The sequence below is a fragment of the Rhizobium sullae genome (genome assembly GCF_900169785.1).
Taxonomy (GTDB): domain Bacteria; phylum Pseudomonadota; class Alphaproteobacteria; order Rhizobiales; family Rhizobiaceae; genus Rhizobium; species Rhizobium sullae.
On sequence record NZ_FWER01000059.1, the window covers coordinates 1 to 17,828 of the forward strand.

The window sequence follows — 17,828 nt, forward strand, 5'->3', positions numbered from 1 at the left end:
TGTTTGCGAACGACGTCCGGGCGGCCCTGAAGAACCTCCCTGTGAAACACCGAAAGGCTCTTATCTACGTTGCTTGGGGGCTAAGTTACGAGGAAACAGCCGGTCTCTGCGGCTGTGAGATCGGTACGATAAAAAGCCGTGTCAATCGCGCACGCGGTCATCTCGCTGCCCGCCTCAACGGCGCAAATGTCTCTCCAGATACGCGAGGATCACCGATAAGAAAGTCTTAAGTTTCCTTTGGCGCAACGGCTGGGCATGGGTTTCTTCAGCGCCAATCCAAAAATGTCATCCTTGTTGCGGCGGCGTTGGCGGGCGAAGATGCGCATTGAACCAATCCGTAGCGTGCCGGACCACTTCATCGAGGGTACCGGGTTCTTCAAAAAGATGGCAGCGGCAAGCGATCAATTCATTGCCGGCATCTCCGTGAAGTATGGGCCGCTTGCCATGATCACCAGATTTGGTTTTCCGGGTCGCATATATCATTCGCGCCGCGGCTGCCGGCCCAAGCCGATGAAGAGACAACAGAGCCAAATCGCGCCTGATCTGACCCGCTGGCAAACCTCAGAAGTGCAAGCTTCCTCCCGGAGTCGGGAACAATTGTCCGGCCGGGTGGTTCGTCAAATGTTCTAAACAAAAAGGACGGAAAAATGGTAGACAGCAGCAAGAAGCATATCGGTCGCGGCTCGCAAGGCAAGGGCGACGCATCAGGGGCCGCTTCGACGGTTGACGATGAGCGCCTCGGTGAAAACATGGTCCTGTCAAACCGTGATAAGGCCCAGCACTCAAAAACGCGTGGTCTCGACAGCAAGAACATCAAAACCGAGCAATATCAAGATCATGCCGCTAACCGCCGGCCAGCAAAGCGATCTTAGTGCGATCGCGCGGACCAAGCTCGCGAAAGCCATAAGGAGGCAATGATGGTAGGTAAGAAGACCCACGAACAGCAGCTTCGCGTCATCGAAAAGCGGGAGAATACTGCCAATGCCGACAAGGATTTTGACGCAGCGGCGGACCTGAAGAAGACCGAGGCTGCGAAGAAGGCGTATCGCAAGGGCCAAAGTATCGCGCCGTCGCCTGAAATCCAGGAAGACGACCGCAGCGTGCTTCGTGGTCGCAATCAGGAAAGCCCGCACCGAAAGCGCGGCGGCGCGTAGCGGGCAAAGCACGTTCGGCCGCTGTGACAATCCATACAAGGCGGAGGAAGAATCATGAAAGTGCGCGAAGTGATGACGCTGGGTGTCCGGCTGGTCACCCCGGAGCAGACGATACAGGAAGCAGCAAGGCTCATGGCCGAACTCGACTCTGGTGTCGTGCCGGTGACGGAAAATGGCCGGCTCGTCGGCATTTTGACAGATCGCGACATCACGGTGCGCGCTGTCGCTGAGGGCTGGGGCCCCGAGGCGAAGGTCGGCGGTATCATGACGTCGAAGGTCAGATACTGCTTTGATGATCAAGACACGGAGGAGGTCTGCCAGTATCTCGCCGATCATCAGATTAGGCGGATTCCAGTCGTCGAGCGAAGCAAGGTCCTTGTCGGCATCCTCTCCCTCGGCGACCTGGCCCGAGCTGCAGGGAATCGCTCAGCAGGTGCCGCGTTGGCAGGCATATCGCGGCACGGCGGCGAGCACTCGCAGTCGAGCGGCCCAGGTCACTAGCGACGGCAGCGTGTTGCGGCAGGCTGGCCGCGTGCGATTAGGTCTCACCTTCAATACGAGCAATCTGTTCGGCCCGGATTATGTCGGCGGCGCCTTCGCCTATTGAGGCGAGGATTACGCCCGCAAATCCGGCAATATGAAAAAATCCCCCACCACGTCATTCACCTTCCGATCCACGGCGATGGATTCGGCAACTGCGGCAATACCGATGACGGCAGGCGCTTCGCATCGGCCACGAACCGGCGCGGATGCCGCCGCCGGAGACGGAGGAATGCTATGCTATCCCCGAACTGAGCCAGCAACAGGTATGGATCCGGCAAGCAAGGTCGCGAGGCACGCCAATGAAGCCTGCAGGAGCTTCGACTGATATTTTCGCTGTTGTCCGGAGCGGCGGGAAGGCGCGCCTTGGAGTACCGACTGCAGCGGACTACCGCTTGTAGATAGCATCAAGAAGCCGCGCGACAGCGATGAGATGCTCTGATTGCGGATCGAACCGGCGGCTTTCGGCCAGCCTCCAGGCCCAGTCGGCTGCGGCACGCCCGCCCCAATCATCGGGCGGTGCCGTCAAGAGGGCCTTATGCGTTCCCTCATATTGTTCAGCGACGAAATCATAGAACGAACCGTCGATATTGCGGAATTCCGCACCGCCCTTGGTGCCGTAAAAGCAGGCGCCGATCACCGCATCGCGACCGGCCTGCAGACGCCAGGAACACGTCAGCCGCAATACTGCGCCCGTTGCAACGTCGATGGTAGCCACCGCGAAATCTTCGACCTCGCAACTGTTGTTGCCGATGGGCTTACCTTTGCTGTAAAGCCTCGCGGAAACGTGCTCAACCTCAGGAAAATCGAACGCCCAAAGCGCGAGATCGGCGAGATGTACGCCGAGATCCATGACGCAACCGCCGCCGGATAGCGATTTGTCGTAGAACCATGGCTTATCGGGACCATAGGCGTTGTGGAAAGTGAGGTCCGCGGCAAAAATCTCGCCAAGCGTGCCGCTGCGGACAAGATTGCGAATCTCCTGCATGGCGGCGGTGTGGCGATAAGAGAGATCGACGCCGAGCAGGCGATCGGCGCGGCGAGCGGCCTCGATTACGGCCGTGACTTCCTCAGTGCTCCGCCCGAGCGGCTTCTGACAGAAGACTGCCACACCGCGCTCCAATGCCTCGATCGATTGTTCGGCATGCAGCGCACTCGGTGTGGCGATGACGATACCATCCAGATCTAGATCGAGAAGCCCGTCCAAGGAGGCCGCGACCTTAGCCGATGGCGCGGATTTCAGCGCGTCTTCGATTGCGCCGGATGAAGGATCGGCGATTGCTGCCGCGTCAGCGAGGCCTGTTTTCAGGATCGCCTCCATCCGGTGGCGGCCGATCCATCCGAGGCCGAGAAAGCCCAATCGCGGGCGGCGCGTATTCAAAGTGGGCGTCGGGCGAGAGATTGACCGGTTCACGGGTAGATCACCAAGGCCTTCAGGAAGCCGTCTGGGCGATCGCGCGTCGCGTTAAGTGCCTCGTTGAGCCGTTCGAGCGGAAACCTGTGAGTATAAAGGGGTAGGGGATCAAGTTTGCCTTTCGCCACCGCCTCCACGGCATCGCGTATGCCTTGAATGTAAATGGCTGGATCGCGTTCATGAGCGTTGATGACATCGAGGCCGCGCCAGTTCCAAAGCTGCATGTTGACCTGCCGTACGCCGTCCTGGTGATAACCGGCGATGATCAATCTGCCGCGTTCCCGCGTCAGTTCGGCAGCGAGATCGAGCGGCCATTGTTTGCCGACGGCTTCAATGACGCAATCGCAGAAGCGGCCATCGGTCAGTTGGCGCACCTCGTCAATGATTTGGCGGTGATCCTCCATTGGGATGGTATCGGTTGCTCCCAACCGACGTGCAAGTTCAAGCGAAAAGGGGCGCCGGGAAATAGCGATGACGGAGGCACCCGCCGAAACTGCAAGCTGGGTCAGCAATGCCCCAAGAAAGCCAATACCGATGATACCGACGGTCTGCCCGCCCTTAATGCCGCTGCGCTTGAAGATATTCATGGCACAGGCGAGTGGTTCGCCCGGAAAAGGCTGGCCATCGAGTTCGCTTGGCAGGCGCACCACTGCGTCGCTATCGCCAAAATCGTGGGTAGCATAGGCATGATAGGTGAGGGCCGCCACGCGATCGCCGGTGACAAGGCCGTCGACGCCGGCGCCAACGGCATCGATCACACCCCAGCCTTCGTGACCGAGACCGCCAGGTTCGGTCGGGAACTGCATCCATTCGGCTCCTGCCCATGGCGTTAGGTTTGAAGCGCAGACGCCGCAGCCTTCAAGCCTTATCCTCACTTGTCCATGACCCGGGTCTGCCAACGCAACACGCTGCACCTTCAGTTTGCCCGGCCCAGTCACCACCGCCGCCTGCATGAACCGGGTGTGTTCTGGTGTCGCTGCATCCATTGTCCGTCCACCTTTTCTCGGGAATAGCGCCACAAACCGACAGCCATGGCGTTAACTCCGAAAGAGACTTCCGGTTCCGACAAGACGCGGAAGGTCGGTGACGCTCCGACGTTTCGTGGCATCCGACAACCGCGCAGCGCCATAGAGGGTTGATGTCAATGAAGAAGAAGACATTAAAGACGACAAAGATGACATTGATGAAGGAACTTTCGCCGTGTGGCTCAGTTCGACACAGGTCAACCTATTGATCCACATAGCTTCAGGTGAACGATGCCAAAAGTTCTCATTACTGGAGGGTGCGGCTTTATCGGGCGATATGTCGCCCAAGAGTTGCTTGAACGGGGATATGATCTTCGCATACTCGACGCTCTGATCGATCAGGTGCATGGAAATGCCGGACCTGCCATGTCGACGGAAGCGGAAATTGTCCGCGCCGACGTTCGCGACAAGGCAGCAGTCCGACAGGCTCTCGATGAGATCGACTATGTGATCCATCTTGCGGCGGAAGTCGGCGTCGGCCAATCCATGTACGAGATCGTCCGCTATGTCGGCAGCAATGATCTCGGAACAGCAACGCTTCTCGAAGCGATGATCGGCATGCGGGTCAGGCGCGTCATTGTCGCTTCGTCAATGAGCGTTTACGGCGAGGGCCTCTATGAAACGAGGGACGGGCGGCGCCTCGGCTTCGTCCGCCGCAAAGGTGCCGAGGTCAAGGCCGGACAGTGGGACCCGCTCGGTCCGGACGGCGAGCCGCTCGTTCCGGTCGCCACCGACGAGGAGAAGCAGGTCGATCTCGCCTCCATCTATGCACTGACGAAGTTCGCGCAGGAGCGACAGGTTTTGATCTTCGGCGAGGCTTATGGTGTGGAAACCACCGCGTTGCGCCTGTTCAATGTTTTCGGTGCCGGCCAGGCGCTGTCGAATCCCTATACCGGCGTGCTTGCGAATTTCGCCTCACGGCTTTCAAACCGGCAGCCGCCGATGATCTTCGAGGACGGCAGGCAGCGGCGCGACTTCGTTCATGTGCGCGACATTGCTCGTGCCTTCCGGCTTGCGCTCGAACAACCTCGGGCGCCAGGACAGGTCATCAATGTCGGCAGCGGCCTCGCCTATACCATCACCGAAGTCGCGGCGCTGCTTGCAGAGGCAATGGGCGTGCCTGAAATCACGCCGGACATCATGGGCAAGGCCCGTTCGGGCGATATTCGCAATTGCTTTGCCGACATTTCCAAAGCGCGTGAACTGCTCGGATTCGATCCGCAATACCGTCTTGAGAATTCACTCGGCAGCTTTGCCGAATGGGTACGCGGAGCCGGCGCGATCGACAGGGGCGCGGAGATGAAACGGCAACTCGAAGAACGGGGGCTCGTATCATGAGATCAAGTCGTCGGTCGATCCGTCAGCGGCAATATGGTTTCGTGGAATGGTTCCGTCCCGGCGAGTACGAGCGTACGGAAACGGTGCTGCCGGATATCCTCGCCGCTGGCGCAAGCTATCTTCGCACGCATCTCTCATGGGCCGAGTATCTCGCGCCCGGCGGCAAGGAATGGTTCGATTGGCTGCTTCCGAAGATCGGCAGGGAAATCGACCTTCTTCCCTGCATACACTACACGCCACCCTCGCTTTCTCGAACCGGCCGGTCTTCCGGCGCGCCGCGCGTGCTCAAGGACTATGCTGATTTCGTCGATCATGTGCTGACCCGCTACGGTCGCCATTTCCGCCACATCGAGCTCTGGAACGAGCCAAACAACCTGCTCGACTGGGACTGGCGGGAGGATTCCGATTTCAGGCTTTTCTGCGAGATGGTCGGCGCAGCCGCCTATTGGGCGAAACATCGCGGATGGTCGCCGATCCTTGGCGGACCGTGCCCTTTCGACCCATACTGGCTGAACCTGATGGGTGAACGCGGTGTGCTCAACGTCGTTTCGGCGGTCGGCTTCCACGGCTTTCCCGGCACGTGGGACAGCGAAGCAAGTACCTGGGGCGGTTGGGACCTGCATCTCGGCGAAATGCGCGCGATCCTCGACCGTCACAACAAGGATGCCGAAATCTGGATCACCGAGACCGGCTATTCCACCTGGCGCAATGATGAGATGGAGCAGGCCCGCCGTTTCGTGACGGCACTGAGCGTGCCGGCCGACCGGATGTATTGGTACGGCTGGCGGGACGTGCCGCCGGACGTTCCCGTGCAGGAAGGCCTCTGGTTCGATCCGCGCCACTATCATCTCGGCGCCGTCGACGCCAACAACCAGCCGAAGCTGCTTGCCCGCCTTTTGACGGAAGGCGGTATCAAACGGCTTGAAGAAGTGACGCGGCTGACGACCCCGTCGCTTGCAAGCGGGGCGGCGCCGATCGTCATCGCCGGAGGCTGTGGCTTCATCGGCTGCAATGTCGCAGACAGCTTTTTAAGGCAACATGAGGATGTCATCGTTCTCGACAATCTGAGCAGGCCCGGTGTCGACCAGAACCTGCGCTGGCTGAAAGATAATCATGGCGACCGCGTGCACCCGGTGCTCGCCGACGTGCGTGATCTGCGCGGCATCGAACCTGCGTTTGCTGATGCCAAAGCCGTATTCCATTTTGCGGCCCAAACGGCGGTAACGACCAGCCTGCTGCAGCCGATCGATGATTTCGAAGCCAATGCACGCGGCACGATCAACGTGCTGGAGGCGGTGCGCAGTGCAGGCCGCAATGCTGCTGTGATCTTTGCCAGCACCAACAAGGTCTACGGCAACCTCGAAGACATGCAGATGGTCGCTCTCGACGATCGCTATATCCCACTCGACGAAACCATCCGCGCGCATGGCATCAGCGAGGAGCACAAGCTCGATTTCTGTACGCCATACGGTTGCTCGAAGGGAGTAGCCGATCAATATGTGTTGGACTATGCGAAATCATACGGTCTTCCGACAGCCGTGTTGCGGATGAGCTGCATTTACGGGCCACGGCAGTTCGGCACGGAGGACCAAGGTTGGGTTGCGCATTTCCTGATCCGCGCGCTTCAGGGCGAGGCGATCTCCATCTATGGCGACGGCAAGCAGGTTCGCGACATTCTTCACGTCAATGATGCCGTCGCCGCCTATCGTGCAGCGCTTGCATCCATCGACCGGATCAAGGGCCATGCCTTCAACCTCGGCGGCGGTCCGCACAATTCTGTCAGCATCCAGATAGTGCTTCGCGAAATCGAACACCTTGCAGGTCGGTCGCTTCACACATCGCATAGCGATTGGCGTGCCGGCGACCAGCTTTTCTTCGTCGCTGACACGCGCGCACTTCAAAAGGTATCGGGCTGGAAGGCGCAAATAAAGTGGCGCGCCGGCATTCGCGACTTGCATGAATGGCTCATCGGAAACCGCTTTGGTGGGGGCTTGGCGCAGGCACGGAGAGTGATGGCATGACCTACCCCGCAAATGAAAGACGGTTACAGCGCCAAGCGCATCACGGTCAACTCCGCGACGGCGAGCTCCCAGACCGGATCCTTATGACGGTCGATGCCGTCGGCGGCATATGGCGTTATGCGATGGATCTTGCAGGCGAGCTGCGCCACGGCGGGGTCGAAACGGTGTTTGCAGGTTTCGGACCGTTGCCGTCGGCCCATCAGAGGCGCGAAGCTCTGTCGATCGGCACCCTTATCTGGTTGGAGGCTCCGCTCGACTGGACCGTCGATCAGGAGGGGCGGCTGGTCGAGATCCCGAAGCTGCTTCGCAGACTGGTGGAGGAATATCCCGTCGATCTCCTGCACCTGAACTTGCCGTCACAGGCCGCCGGCCTTGCGATCGGAATTCCAATCGTCGCGGTTTCGCACTCCTGTATCGCGACATGGTTCGATAGCGTGCGCGGCTGCGGCCTGCCCCACGGCTGGCGTTGGCAAAACCGGCGCAATCGCCTTGGCTTTGATCGCGCCGACATCGTGCTCGCACCGAGCCGAAGTCATGCCGATGCGCTGCGCCGCTGTTATGGCCAGATTACCAATCTCGAGGTCGTTCATAATTGCAGCCGCCTCGTGCCTTTGCCTGCTCCCAAGAAGGATTTCGTTTTCGCCGCCGGACGCTGGTGGGACGAGGGCAAGAATGGCGTCGTTCTCGACCAGGCTGCGGCCTTCGCCGATTGGCCCGTCGTCATGGCAGGGGCTGCGGCGGGACCAAGCGGGCAGCTGTTTAAAGCCCAACATGCCGAAGTTGCCGGCGAGCTGACGCACGAGGAGACGATGGTGCTGATGGCCTGCGCGGGAATTGTCGCTTCGCCATCTCTATACGAACCGTTCGGGTTGGCCGCACTGGAAGCGGCGCGTGCTGGCGCGGCACTCGTCCTTGCCGACATTCCCACCTATCGGGAGCTGTGGAACGGGGCGGCTATCTTTGCCGATCCGCGCGCTCCGCGCGCCTTTGCGGCCGCAATCAACCAGCTCGCTGCCGATCCGGTCATGCGGCTCGACCTCGGCCTTCTGGCGCGGCGACGCTCCGGCGAATTTTTACCCGACGTCCAGTGCCACGCGCTGCTGGATGTCTATGCACGCGCGATGCAGCACAGGCACAAGTTGACTGCGGCGGAGTGAACAATGAAGTTCCTGTTTTATACCCATTCGCTGATATCAGACTGGAACCACGGCAACGCCCACTTTCTAAGGGGCGTCATGCGCGATCTCATCCGTCGTGGTCACGAAGCGCTGGCGCTCGAACCGGAAAATGCCTGGAGCCGACTAAACCTTCTCGCCGATCAGGGCCCTCAGGCACTTGAGGACTTCGAAAAGGCTTTTTCGCAACTGCGCTCGCGCATCTACGATAGCGGCTTTGATCACGAAGCGGCAGTCGGCGAGGCCGATGTCGTCATCGTCCATGAATGGACAGATCCTGCACTCGTCGCCCGGCTCGGCCGGGCCCGACGGAACGGCGGAAAATTCACGCTTGTCTTTCACGACACGCATCACCGTGCCGTTTCGGCGCAAGGCGATATCGCCGCTCTTGATCTTGAGGACTACGACGTCGTCCTTGCCTTCGGCGAAACGCTTCGGCAGCGCTATCTGCGCTCCGGGTGGGGCAGGAACGTCTTTACCTGGCATGAGGCGGCGGACGAGGCGCTGTTTTACCCGATGCCGGAGGTTGAAAAAACCGGCGATCTGATCTGGATAGGAAACTGGGGAGACGACGAGCGCAGTGCCGAGATCGCGGCCTTTCTGGTGGAGCCTGTCCGGTCAATCCGTCTGAAAACCACCGTACGAGGCGTCCGCTATCCGGATCATGCCCTGCGGGCATTGGACGGCGCGGGGATCGTCTATGGCGGCTGGATCGCAAATGCATCGGTGCCACGCGCATTTGCAGAAAATCGCGTGACCATGCACATACCTCGCCGGCCTTATGTCGACGCTCTGCCTGGCATTCCCACCATTCGCATATTCGAGGCTCTTGCCTGCGGCATTCCATTGATATCGGCACCGTGGGACGACGCCGAAGGATTGTTCCGCCCGGGCAAGGATTTCCTCTTTGCCCGCGATGGCCGGGCAATGAGGCGGCTGCTCATCGACGTGCTGCGGGATCGAGCATTCGCCGCCGATCTTGCGGCTTGCGGCATAGAGACAGTTCACGCCCGCCACACCTGCCGCCATCGCGTGAATGAACTCCTCGACATCCTCGCCACGCACGGCACCCATCGCGTCACCAGCGCTATCAGCGGAAGGGAGGCTGCGCAATGAAAATCGCCTTTTACGGATCGAGCCTGGTTTCGGCCTACTGGAACGGCGCGGCTACGTATTACCGCGGGCTGCTGCGGGCGCTTTCGGCCAAGGGCTACGACATCACTTTCTACGAGCCGGATATCTACGACCGTCAGAAGCATCGCGATATCGAGCCACCGGACTGGTGCAACGTGGTCGTCTATGAGGGCACGGTCGAGGCGCTGAAGAATGCCGCCGTCGAAGCCGGGAACGCCGATATTGTCATAAAGGCAAGCGGCGTCGGATTTGAAGACGACCTCCTCCTGCAGGAAGTCATGCTGGCGGCGCGTCCAGGCGCACTGAAGATCTTCTGGGATGTCGATGCGCCGGCCACCCTTGCAGCACTTCGTGAACAGCCTGATCAGCCGTTGCGGCATGCGCTTCCCACTCTCGATCTCGTGCTGACCTACGGCGGCGGCAATCCCGTCGTCAAAGCTTACCGCACCATCGGCGCCAGGGACTGCATTCCAATCTACAATGCGCTCGACCCTGAAACCCACCATCCTGTCAGACCTGATGCACGGTTTGCCGCCGATCTCGCCTTTCTCGGCAACCGCCTTCCGGACCGGGAAGCACGTGTGGAATCCTTTTTTTTGGAACCTGCCGCGCGGCTGGAGGATCAGGTTTTCGTGCTCGGCGGTTCCGGCTGGCACGGCAAGCCGATGCCGCCGAACGTCAAATACATCGGCCACGTCCCGACCTGCGACCACAACGCCTTCAATGTCACGCCAAAGGCCGTCCTCAATATCTCGCGCGCCAGCATGGCGGCAAACGGCTTTTCACCGGCCACGCGGGTCTTCGAAGCAGCAGGGGCAGGGGCATGCCTCATGACGGACGACTGGGAAGGGATCGAGCTTTTCCTGAAGCCCGGCGAGGAGGTGCTCGTTGTCCGCGACGGGAAAGACGTCGCTGACCTTCTGGCCAATCTCAGCCACCAACGAGCCGGAGAAATCGGCAGGCGCGCATTGGAGCGCGTCTTGCGGGAGCACACGTACGACCATCGCGCCAACGAAGCAGACCGCATCTTCCGATCGCATCCGCACCGGATGGAGGCCGCCGAATGACCCGGCACCTCGATATCGTCGTTCTCGGCCTCTCGCTCTCCTCCTCCTGGGGAAACGGTCACGCCACCACTTTCCGCGCATTGCTACGCGGCATGAACGCGGAAGGGCACGATGTCCTGTTTCTGGAGCGCGACGTTCCCTGGTATGCGAGCCAGCGCGACCTGCCGGCGCCGGATTTCTGCGAGCTGTCCTATTATAACGGCATTGAAGAACTCGTCTCCCGCTTCGGCGACAGGATGAAGCGCGCCGATGCCGTCATTATAGGCTCTTACGTGCCCGAAGGCATTGCCGTCATCGACATGGTTGCAGCCCTTGAGCCGAACCGCCTCTGCTTTTATGACATTGATACTCCGGTCACGCTCGCGTCACTCGATCGCGGCGACGAACAATACCTGGCACGCCGGCAGATCGCGCGCTTCGACATCTATTTCTCCTTTTCGGGCGGTCCTATGATTCTCGGCCGGCTTACGAAATCGTATGGCGCACGGCGGGCCGAAGCGCTCTATTGCTCGGTCGATTCCGAGCGCTACCGCAATACAGGCGAGCCGCTTGCATGGGATCTTGGCTATCTCGGCACATACAGCCCCGACCGTCAGGCAGCGCTTTGCCGCCTTCTGATCGAACCGGCAAGCCAATTGCCCCACATGCGCTTCGTCGTTGCGGGTCCGCAATATCCGGAAGATACGACGTGGCCCGATAACGTCGAGCGGATCGACCACCTGCCGCCTTCCGAGCATCCGTCCTTCTATAGCCGGCAGCGCTTCACGCTGAACATCACTCGCGCCGACATGATCGCTGCGGGATGGTCGCCGAGCGTCAGGCTGTTCGAAGCCGCAGCGTGCCAGACCCCGATCATCAGCGACTTCTGGGAGGGGCTCGACGAACTGCTGCCGGAAGGAACAGCCGCCATCGTCGCCCGCAATACTGCTCAGGTTGTCGCGGCATTAACCGGGCTTGGCACAGAGCGCCGCAAGGCCATGGCAGATGAAGCGTACAAAAGGGTCGCCAGCCACCATACGGGTTTGGCACGCGCCAAGGAATTTGCCGCGATGCTCGCAGATAGCGGCATCGAACGGCAAGATCACCGGATTTCCGCTTGAGTTCAAAAGGAGAAAAGGCCGATGCTGGATAGGACCAAAGCAGGGAAGGGCAAAACCATTCTCGTCGCCGGCGGCGCTGGCTTCGTCGGATCGCACCTGTGCGATGCGCTGCTTGCTGCCGGCAACCGCGTCATCTGCGTGGACAGCTACCTGACCGGTTCGCCGATCAACGTCGCTCCCCTGCAGAACCACCCGAAGTTCAGCCTGATCGAGCAAGATATCTGCGACGAGCTTCAGATCGGCGAGCCGCTCGATCAGGTCTATAATCTTGCCTGTCCGGCTTCGCCTCCACTCTATCAGGCCGACCCGGTCCATACCATGATGACGAGTGTCGCCGGCACCGGAAAGCTGCTGCGGCTCGCCGAACGCCATGGCGCAACGTTCCTGCAGGCATCGACCAGCGAAGTCTATGGAGACCCGGAGGTGCATCCGCAGCAGGAGGACTATTGGGGGCACGTGAACTGCACAGGGCCTCGCGCCTGCTATGATGAAGGAAAGCGGGCCGCAGAGACGCTCTGCTTCGACAGCCTGCGTGCAGGCCGGGTCGATGCTCGCGTCGTGCGCATCTTCAATACCTACGGCCCGCGCATGAAACCCGAGGACGGCCGCATCGTTTCCAATTTCATCGTTCAGGCACTCCGCAACGAGGCTCTGACGATCTACGGCACCGGCGAACAGACAAGAGCGTTTTGCTACGTCTCCGATCTCATCGATGGTCTGGTACGGCTGACGAATATCCAACCCAATCCCGGCGTGCCGGTCAACATTGGCAATCCTGGTGAATTCACCGTTGCCGCACTGGCTGAAATGGTGCTGGCCATGGTGCCGACACGATCAAAGGTCGTCTACAAGCGGTTGCCTGCCGACGATCCGCAGCGCCGCCGTCCGGACATCACAAGAGCACGCATGCTTCTGGGATGGGAACCGAAGGTTCCACTTTCGGAAGGCTTGCCGCAGACGATCGCCTGGTTTGAGCAGACGCTCGCCGAACGTACGCTGATGCGCCGCGCCAAACGGCGAGAAGTGGCCGTAAATCGTGCAGCCAGCCGAGCGATGGGCATTTGATCATGAACTTCAGCATGACGGACAGGGAAGATCTTGAACGCCAGATCAGGGCGCTCGGGCCATGGTTTCACAATATTCGCATCCAAGGCGTCGAGACCGCCCCTGATCACTTTCTCGGCGATTATCCGAGCTTCAAGTGGGCGGGCTTCAAGCATGTCGTACCCGATGATCTGGAAGGGCGCAGTGTCCTCGACATTGGCTGCAACGCCGGCTTCTATTCGCTTGAGATGCGCCGCCGCAACGCTGGGCAAGTGGTGGCGATCGATTCTGACGCGCGTTATCTGGAGCAGGCGAGATTTGCGGCAGATCGCACAGGCGCGGACATCGATTTCCGGCAGATGTCCATCTATGACGTCGAAAAGCTAGGCGAGAAATTCGACCTCGTGCTTTTCATGGGCGTTCTTTACCATCTGCGTCATCCCCTGCTGGCCCTCGATCTCCTCTACGAGCATGTCGTCGGCGAGACGATGCTGTTTCAGTGCATGCAGCGCGGCGATGACACCATCTCTCGCCTCGAGGGAAACTATGACTTCTCACGGTGGGACATGTTTGAGCGATCGGATTATCCGAAGCTGTTTTTTGTGGAAGAACGCTATTCCGACGATCCGACGAATTGGTTCATTCCAAATAGAGCCGGCATCGAGGCAATGCTGAGGAGCTCAGGTTTCAACATTGAGCAGAACCCCGAGCGTGAGGTTTATCTGCTCAGCCGCGGCAAACGGCACTACGCGGTTGAAGCTCCGCCTGCGATCTCGAAGGCATGAACATTCCCGTTCGACCGACCAGGACCTCCACTCTTGAACTGGCACCGGGCGCTTTTTGTCCTGGAATGTCTAAATCAATCGGCCGCAGGCGGGGTCCCAGCGGACGTCCTCCGCCAAAGGTGGGTGTTCCCGGGGCCTCTCTATGATTGTTTCGGCCATGAAAAATGCATCTTGGGCCCGCAATTCCTCGCTTGGAAGACGCGCCCGGGCCCGAGGTTGCGATGCAGACACCGAGATCCCCTGAGAATTTCGCATAGGCTGAAGCCATGAATGCCGCCATTTCCTCGTGACGGGCATGAATGAACGAGACCTTGTCATGCGCGCGGTTCAGGGCGCCGAAGACGCCGTTGATGCCGTCGCCGGGATAGCCGAACATATGCTTCACGCCCCATTCGTTGAGACGCGAGACAATAAAATCGCCAACGGTGATTGCCAGGTCATCGGCAATGGCGGGAACAATCCAGGTCGCTGGAGGTTAGCCGGACATGCTCAAGTGAATCTCGAATGGAGGATTTCATGAGTGCTTCGAACACGACGACGGATCACCAAGAGATCCGCAACTGGGTGGAAGCCCGACAGGGTCATCCGGCTCGGGTGAAAGGCCGGGAGCCGGGAGGTATCCTTCGCATCGATTTCGGGGAACCCGAAGAATCGCTGGAGAAAATTTCCTGGGACAAGTTCTTCGAAATCTTCGACGAAAACAAGCTCGCCTTCCTCTATCAGGAAAAGACGGACGACGGCCGAACGAGTCGGTTCAGCAAGTTCGTGGCACGCCACTGAAGCCGACCCGAGTGGCCCGCACGAAGGGAGCCGATCATGACAGCGACCAAACATCCGAAGACCCGCAAGCCGAGCGATCGCGACCTGAAGGAAGATCCCGGCATCGGCCGGTCCAAAGGCCTTTCAGAACCAACGGATGACGAAGCCCTGCAGGGAGAAAATACGATTGAAGGCGATGTCGCCAATGACACCACGCCGCAGGGCGGTATCAATCCAAGGCAGCGCGGGAGAACAAATAAGTAAGGCAATAGGTGTCAAAAGCAATCCAGGCGCCTGCGCCTCAGTCCCGCGTGATAGCAGTATCGCCAGGCAATCCCATTGCACCGCGCGGTCTCAAAGCGCGCTTATTTGATGGCATATGCGCTCTTGCCGATTTTCCGGGCGCGTGTGCAAGCATGTCACCGAGTGAGTGTCGCAGCCGCTTCGCGCTGACGGGGTGCCTGAGACGCGCGCGCATGGCGAAAACTTGAACGATCCTCAGGCCAACGGGCTGACCGGGGCGCAGTCTGCAAGCTGTGTCTCCTTGAAATTGGCGCTGACCCAGATCTCGTCTGGTACGAACATCGCAACGGCCTGGCCGGCTTCGATATATTCACCTTTCGATCCGCTGAGGCGGGCCACGCGGCCCGGCTGGGCGGCAGTGACGGTCGTATATTGCAGGTTCTGGCGGGCAGCCTCCACCTGCGATTTCGCTTGAGCGAGACTTGCGATGGCACTTGCTTTCTGCGCCTCGGGCGCCGCCTTGTTCTTCGCAGCCGAGGTAACCTTCGCCTGGACCTGAGCAAAACTCGCCTCGGCCTGCCGCAGCGTCGAACCCGACTGTTTCGGAGCCTGCTGCGAGCCGGCGCCGCTTTTGACCAGCTGTTGCTGGCGATTGGCGTCGTCTCTTGCGAACTGGAGTTCGGCGGCGGCCGAGTTCAGTTATGCCTTCGCCTCGTCAATCGCTGCCGCGCCGGCTGCAATCTGCGCCACGACGGCCCTAATCGCGGCACTGGCAACTCCGACCTGCCCATTGGCCTGTTCCAGCGCGATCTGGTAGTCTCGAGGATCAATTTTCAGGATCACGTCGCCTGCCATGACGTGCTGGTTGTCGGTAACGGCAACCTCCGACACATAGCCGGAAACCTTGGCCGCCACCGAAAAGCGCCGGGCCTCCACAAAGGCATCATCCGTCATTTAATATGGATGGAAATAGACGAGCCAGATGAAATAACCTGCGATCGAGAGCAGCAGCAAAGAACCTATGACGAGAACGACCATCAGCGGATGGCGGTGAAGGAAAGAGCGATTGTCCTCCTTCTCGTGTGCATCCATTTGCTGTTGGGTCCTTTCCGCAGGAACCTCCCGCGGATATTCCGTTTTCTCGGCTTTCTGAGAGGTGCGCTGATCCAGGGACACGTGAGATTCCCGCGTTTTGGATTGAGCAAAAAGGCTAGCGCCGACTAGTTCTTGCGACGAAAGCCGGAGAAAAATGCGATCCGGCTTTTTCATTCAACGCGGTGCAGCCGCTACCGATTCTTCTTAGTCTTGAAAGCGTCAGACACCTTCCTGACCTTAGGATCGTTCAAGTTTTCGCCATGCGCGTCGCGGTCGCGTTCAGGGTTATCCTTGGCCGGCAGATATCCGGAGGGCTTTGTCGCGGGAGGGCCTTCCCAGCGTGGCGACTGATCCGTCGTGCCTGGCGTACCATCTCTCGGCTTCTTGATTGCCATAGCATGCTCCTTTCGTTGCGGAACGAACACGGCAGTCGAGCAATTGTTCCGATTGCTTCACCTTCGGCCGCTATGCACTCAACCAAGCTACGCTCGCGCCGATCGGCCGGAGCTGCTGCGTCTGATAGCGGATCTTCAGCCCGGCGAAGTCGTAATCGCGGAAAAGATCGACCGCATCAGTCGTCTGCCTTTGCCCGAGGCTGAAAAGCTGATCGAGACAATTCGGGATAAGGGCGCACGCCTTGCCGTGCCCGGTATTGTGGAACTTACCGACATCGCGGCGGGTGCTGACGGCATTGCGAAGATTGTAATCGAATCTCTCCAAGGAATGCTGCTGAAGCTCGCCCTGCAAATGGCTCGGGACGATTTCGAGGATCGCCGTGAACGCCAGCGGCAGGGCATCGAACTGGCAAAGGCGAGCGGCAAGTATGCCGGTCGTCAGGCAGACCAGGTGACACATGAACGCATATTGTCTTCCGGTCTAGCGGCAACAGCATCAGCAGGACGGCCAAGCTGACCGGATGTAGCGAAGCCCAGGTGAAGCGCGTTTGGGCTCGACGTCAAAGGGAAAGCACGAAGACGGAAATCTTGTCTCAGATATATCCGCTGTTTTTTGGATCAGCCGCATCCTGAGATGTTTCCTGGCTTCAATGGTCCATTTCGGCATTATTGATTTGAATCAAAGAACCCGCCGAAGGAAAGGTTCAATACTAATCTATCATCATGGCTGTACGGACAGCCGCGATGGAGGATCGTTCAATGGCGAACATAACCTTGCAGTCCCATCCCGAAGCATCTCCGGCGACGCCGGCGCATGTCTCCGTCCCGATCCTTGGCGCAACACTTGCCGCCTTCGCGGCCACATCGTTCCTGCTTTGCATGCTTCTCGGCATCGTCGCTCCCGAATGGGGCCTGCACAGGCCCTGGCTGCAGTTCTATCTCGGCCTGACGGGCTTCGATCTCAGAAGCTTGGCGCTAGGCCTCCTTCAAAGCGTCATCTTCGGCGGATATGCAGGAGCATTGATCGCTGCGATCTTCAACTTCATCAGCCGGCGCTTCGGCTGAGCAGGGGAGCGGAGCCCACATGGTCGCCGACCGTCGCAAGTTCGCATGGGTGAACGCAGTGCTGACCTTCCTGGTCGCACTCGCGCTTCTGCTTGCGCCCGCGGCCACAGCGCAGGCGATGCAGTGCCATGAACGCCCGACCCACGGGCACGCCGGGTTCGAGCATTCCTCCTTTGTGACAAAGGACGCCCACGTCTCGCTCCAAGGCGGCCTTCACACTCCTGATCACAAGCCCTGCTGCGCAGTCCCATGCGGCTTCTGCATCGTCCTGGCCAGCATGGACAGGACGGGCGCTCCCGCAGCCATAGGTTCCTTCCTCCGTTTCGCATGGGGCGACCAGACCGGAAGCGGTCTGGCGCTCCCGCCCACGCTCGGTCCTCCTCGTCTTCCGGTCTGAGGACACCAGAAGCCGCATTCGTTGCGGCTTCTGGTCGCTTCCACGGGCTTCCTCCTCTGGGTGCCCAAGACCAATGG

The 17,828-nt window shown here is 59.8% G+C and carries 24 protein-coding genes and 2 pseudogenes; 18 read left to right on the plus strand and 8 right to left on the minus strand.

Annotated elements, in window-relative coordinates:
- From BN1800_RS32685 to BN1800_RS32705, 5 genes are all read left to right on the plus strand, one after another.
- Positions 1–230: sigma factor-like helix-turn-helix DNA-binding protein (locus BN1800_RS32685; protein WP_280173983.1), on the plus strand; the 230-nt coding region annotated here is incomplete at its 5' end.
- A 25-nt stretch (positions 231–255) separates the two neighbouring features.
- A complete protein-coding gene (locus BN1800_RS42020) occupies positions 256–630 on the plus strand; it encodes a hypothetical protein (RefSeq protein ID WP_087003807.1) in 375 nt (124 codons plus the stop codon).
- Between the two features lie 17 nt (positions 631–647).
- Positions 648–872 (plus strand): hypothetical protein, encoded by a 225-nt coding sequence (locus BN1800_RS32695; protein WP_087003810.1) that lies wholly within the window; start codon positions 648–650, stop codon positions 870–872.
- 45 nt (positions 873–917) lie between these two features.
- Positions 918–1,154: a hypothetical protein gene (locus BN1800_RS32700; protein WP_087003813.1), complete on the plus strand. Its 237-nt coding sequence runs from the start codon at positions 918–920 to the stop codon at positions 1,152–1,154.
- 54 nt (positions 1,155–1,208) lie between these two features.
- Positions 1,209–1,655: a CBS domain-containing protein gene (locus tag BN1800_RS32705; RefSeq protein WP_087003815.1), complete on the plus strand. Its 447-nt coding sequence runs from the start codon at positions 1,209–1,211 to the stop codon at positions 1,653–1,655.
- Positions 1,656–2,082: 427 nt separating this feature from the next.
- On the opposite strand, the gene BN1800_RS32710 is transcribed toward BN1800_RS32705, so the two are convergent.
- Together BN1800_RS32710 and BN1800_RS32715 are read right to left on the minus strand one after the other, a co-directional pair.
- Complete coding sequence (locus BN1800_RS32710; protein WP_280173984.1) at positions 2,083–3,108, minus strand: Gfo/Idh/MocA family protein; 1,026 nt, start codon at positions 3,106–3,108, stop codon at positions 2,083–2,085.
- A complete protein-coding gene (locus BN1800_RS32715; protein WP_087003818.1) occupies positions 3,105–4,094 on the minus strand; it encodes an MDR/zinc-dependent alcohol dehydrogenase-like family protein in 990 nt (329 codons plus the stop codon). The genes BN1800_RS32710 and BN1800_RS32715 overlap by 4 nt, the downstream gene beginning before the upstream one ends.
- Before the next feature lie 270 nt (positions 4,095–4,364).
- Here BN1800_RS32715 and BN1800_RS32720 point away from each other — a divergent pair, with 270 nt between their 5' ends.
- From BN1800_RS32720 to BN1800_RS32755, 8 genes are all read left to right on the plus strand, one after another.
- Positions 4,365–5,471: an NAD-dependent epimerase/dehydratase family protein gene (locus BN1800_RS32720; RefSeq protein WP_087003821.1), complete on the plus strand. Its 1,107-nt coding sequence runs from the start codon at positions 4,365–4,367 to the stop codon at positions 5,469–5,471.
- Positions 5,468–7,492, plus strand: coding sequence for an NAD-dependent epimerase/dehydratase family protein (locus BN1800_RS32725; RefSeq protein ID WP_087003824.1), 2,025 nt, complete (start codon positions 5,468–5,470; stop codon positions 7,490–7,492). Before BN1800_RS32720 ends, BN1800_RS32725 begins: the two co-directional genes overlap by 4 nt.
- An 83-nt stretch (positions 7,493–7,575) precedes the next feature.
- A complete protein-coding gene (locus tag BN1800_RS32730) occupies positions 7,576–8,649 on the plus strand; it encodes a glycosyltransferase (RefSeq protein WP_087003884.1) in 1,074 nt (357 codons plus the stop codon).
- Positions 8,650–8,652: 3 nt separating this feature from the next.
- Entirely contained in the window at positions 8,653–9,783 is a 1,131-nt protein-coding gene (locus BN1800_RS32735; protein WP_087003827.1) for a CgeB family protein, read from the plus strand.
- Entirely contained in the window at positions 9,780–10,868 is a 1,089-nt protein-coding gene (locus tag BN1800_RS32740) for a CgeB family protein (protein WP_087003830.1), read from the plus strand. Before BN1800_RS32735 ends, BN1800_RS32740 begins: the two co-directional genes overlap by 4 nt.
- Positions 10,865–11,968, plus strand: a complete 1,104-nt coding sequence (locus tag BN1800_RS32745; protein ID WP_087003833.1) for a CgeB family protein — start codon at positions 10,865–10,867, stop codon at positions 11,966–11,968. Before BN1800_RS32740 ends, BN1800_RS32745 begins: the two co-directional genes overlap by 4 nt.
- 21 nt (positions 11,969–11,989) lie before the next feature.
- The gene (locus tag BN1800_RS32750) at positions 11,990–13,033 is read left to right on the plus strand and encodes a UDP-glucuronic acid decarboxylase family protein (protein ID WP_087003836.1); all 1,044 of its coding nucleotides are present in this window, start codon (positions 11,990–11,992) and stop codon (positions 13,031–13,033) included.
- 14 nt (positions 13,034–13,047) lie between these two features.
- Positions 13,048–13,797, plus strand: a complete 750-nt coding sequence (locus BN1800_RS32755; protein WP_425299087.1) for a TIGR04290 family methyltransferase — start codon at positions 13,048–13,050, stop codon at positions 13,795–13,797.
- Positions 13,798–13,993: 196 nt separating this feature from the next.
- Here BN1800_RS32755 and BN1800_RS32760 read toward each other — a convergent pair.
- A pseudogene (locus BN1800_RS32760) lies at positions 13,994–14,233 on the minus strand (thiamine pyrophosphate-binding protein); the annotation flags it as partial.
- Positions 14,234–14,313: 80 nt separating this feature from the next.
- Between BN1800_RS32760 and BN1800_RS32765 the strand changes: the two are divergent.
- Together BN1800_RS32765 and BN1800_RS32770 are read left to right on the plus strand one after the other, a co-directional pair.
- A complete protein-coding gene (locus BN1800_RS32765) occupies positions 14,314–14,577 on the plus strand; it encodes a hypothetical protein (RefSeq protein ID WP_087003887.1) in 264 nt (87 codons plus the stop codon).
- A gap of 36 nt (positions 14,578–14,613) precedes the next feature.
- Positions 14,614–14,820 (plus strand): hypothetical protein, encoded by a 207-nt coding sequence (locus BN1800_RS32770; RefSeq protein ID WP_087003842.1) that lies wholly within the window; start codon positions 14,614–14,616, stop codon positions 14,818–14,820.
- A 234-nt stretch (positions 14,821–15,054) separates the two neighbouring features.
- On the opposite strand, the gene BN1800_RS42990 is transcribed toward BN1800_RS32770, so the two are convergent.
- The 5 genes and pseudogenes from BN1800_RS42990 to BN1800_RS32780 all read right to left on the minus strand — a co-directional run bounded on the left by BN1800_RS42990 (position 15,055) and on the right by BN1800_RS32780 (position 16,283).
- Positions 15,055–15,258, minus strand: a complete 204-nt coding sequence (locus BN1800_RS42990; protein ID WP_244564738.1) for a hypothetical protein — start codon at positions 15,256–15,258, stop codon at positions 15,055–15,057.
- Positions 15,259–15,387: 129 nt separating this feature from the next.
- Positions 15,388–15,498 (minus strand): annotated as a pseudogene (locus tag BN1800_RS44435) (HlyD family secretion protein); the annotation flags it as partial.
- On the minus strand, positions 15,499–15,753 hold the full coding sequence (locus BN1800_RS42995) for a biotin/lipoyl-binding protein (RefSeq protein WP_244564739.1): 255 nt from the start codon (positions 15,751–15,753) through the stop codon (positions 15,499–15,501). It abuts the pseudogene before it with no gap.
- A complete protein-coding gene (locus tag BN1800_RS43000) occupies positions 15,754–15,891 on the minus strand; it encodes a hypothetical protein (RefSeq protein ID WP_244564740.1) in 138 nt (45 codons plus the stop codon).
- 194 nt (positions 15,892–16,085) lie between these two features.
- Positions 16,086–16,283: a hypothetical protein gene (locus BN1800_RS32780; protein ID WP_087003890.1), complete on the minus strand. Its 198-nt coding sequence runs from the start codon at positions 16,281–16,283 to the stop codon at positions 16,086–16,088.
- On the opposite strand from BN1800_RS32780, the gene BN1800_RS32785 reads away from it, so the two are divergent.
- The 3 genes from BN1800_RS32785 to BN1800_RS32795 all read left to right on the plus strand — a co-directional run bounded on the left by BN1800_RS32785 (position 16,252) and on the right by BN1800_RS32795 (position 17,751).
- Positions 16,252–16,806, plus strand: coding sequence for a recombinase family protein (locus BN1800_RS32785; RefSeq protein ID WP_425299088.1), 555 nt, complete (start codon positions 16,252–16,254; stop codon positions 16,804–16,806). The two genes, BN1800_RS32780 and BN1800_RS32785, sit on opposite strands and share 32 nt — an antisense overlap.
- Before the next feature lie 242 nt (positions 16,807–17,048).
- Positions 17,049–17,354: a hypothetical protein gene (locus BN1800_RS32790; protein ID WP_087003845.1), complete on the plus strand. Its 306-nt coding sequence runs from the start codon at positions 17,049–17,051 to the stop codon at positions 17,352–17,354.
- A gap of 19 nt (positions 17,355–17,373) precedes the next feature.
- Positions 17,374–17,751: a hypothetical protein gene (locus tag BN1800_RS32795; protein ID WP_087003848.1), complete on the plus strand. Its 378-nt coding sequence runs from the start codon at positions 17,374–17,376 to the stop codon at positions 17,749–17,751.
- Positions 17,752–17,828 lie beyond the last annotated feature (77 nt).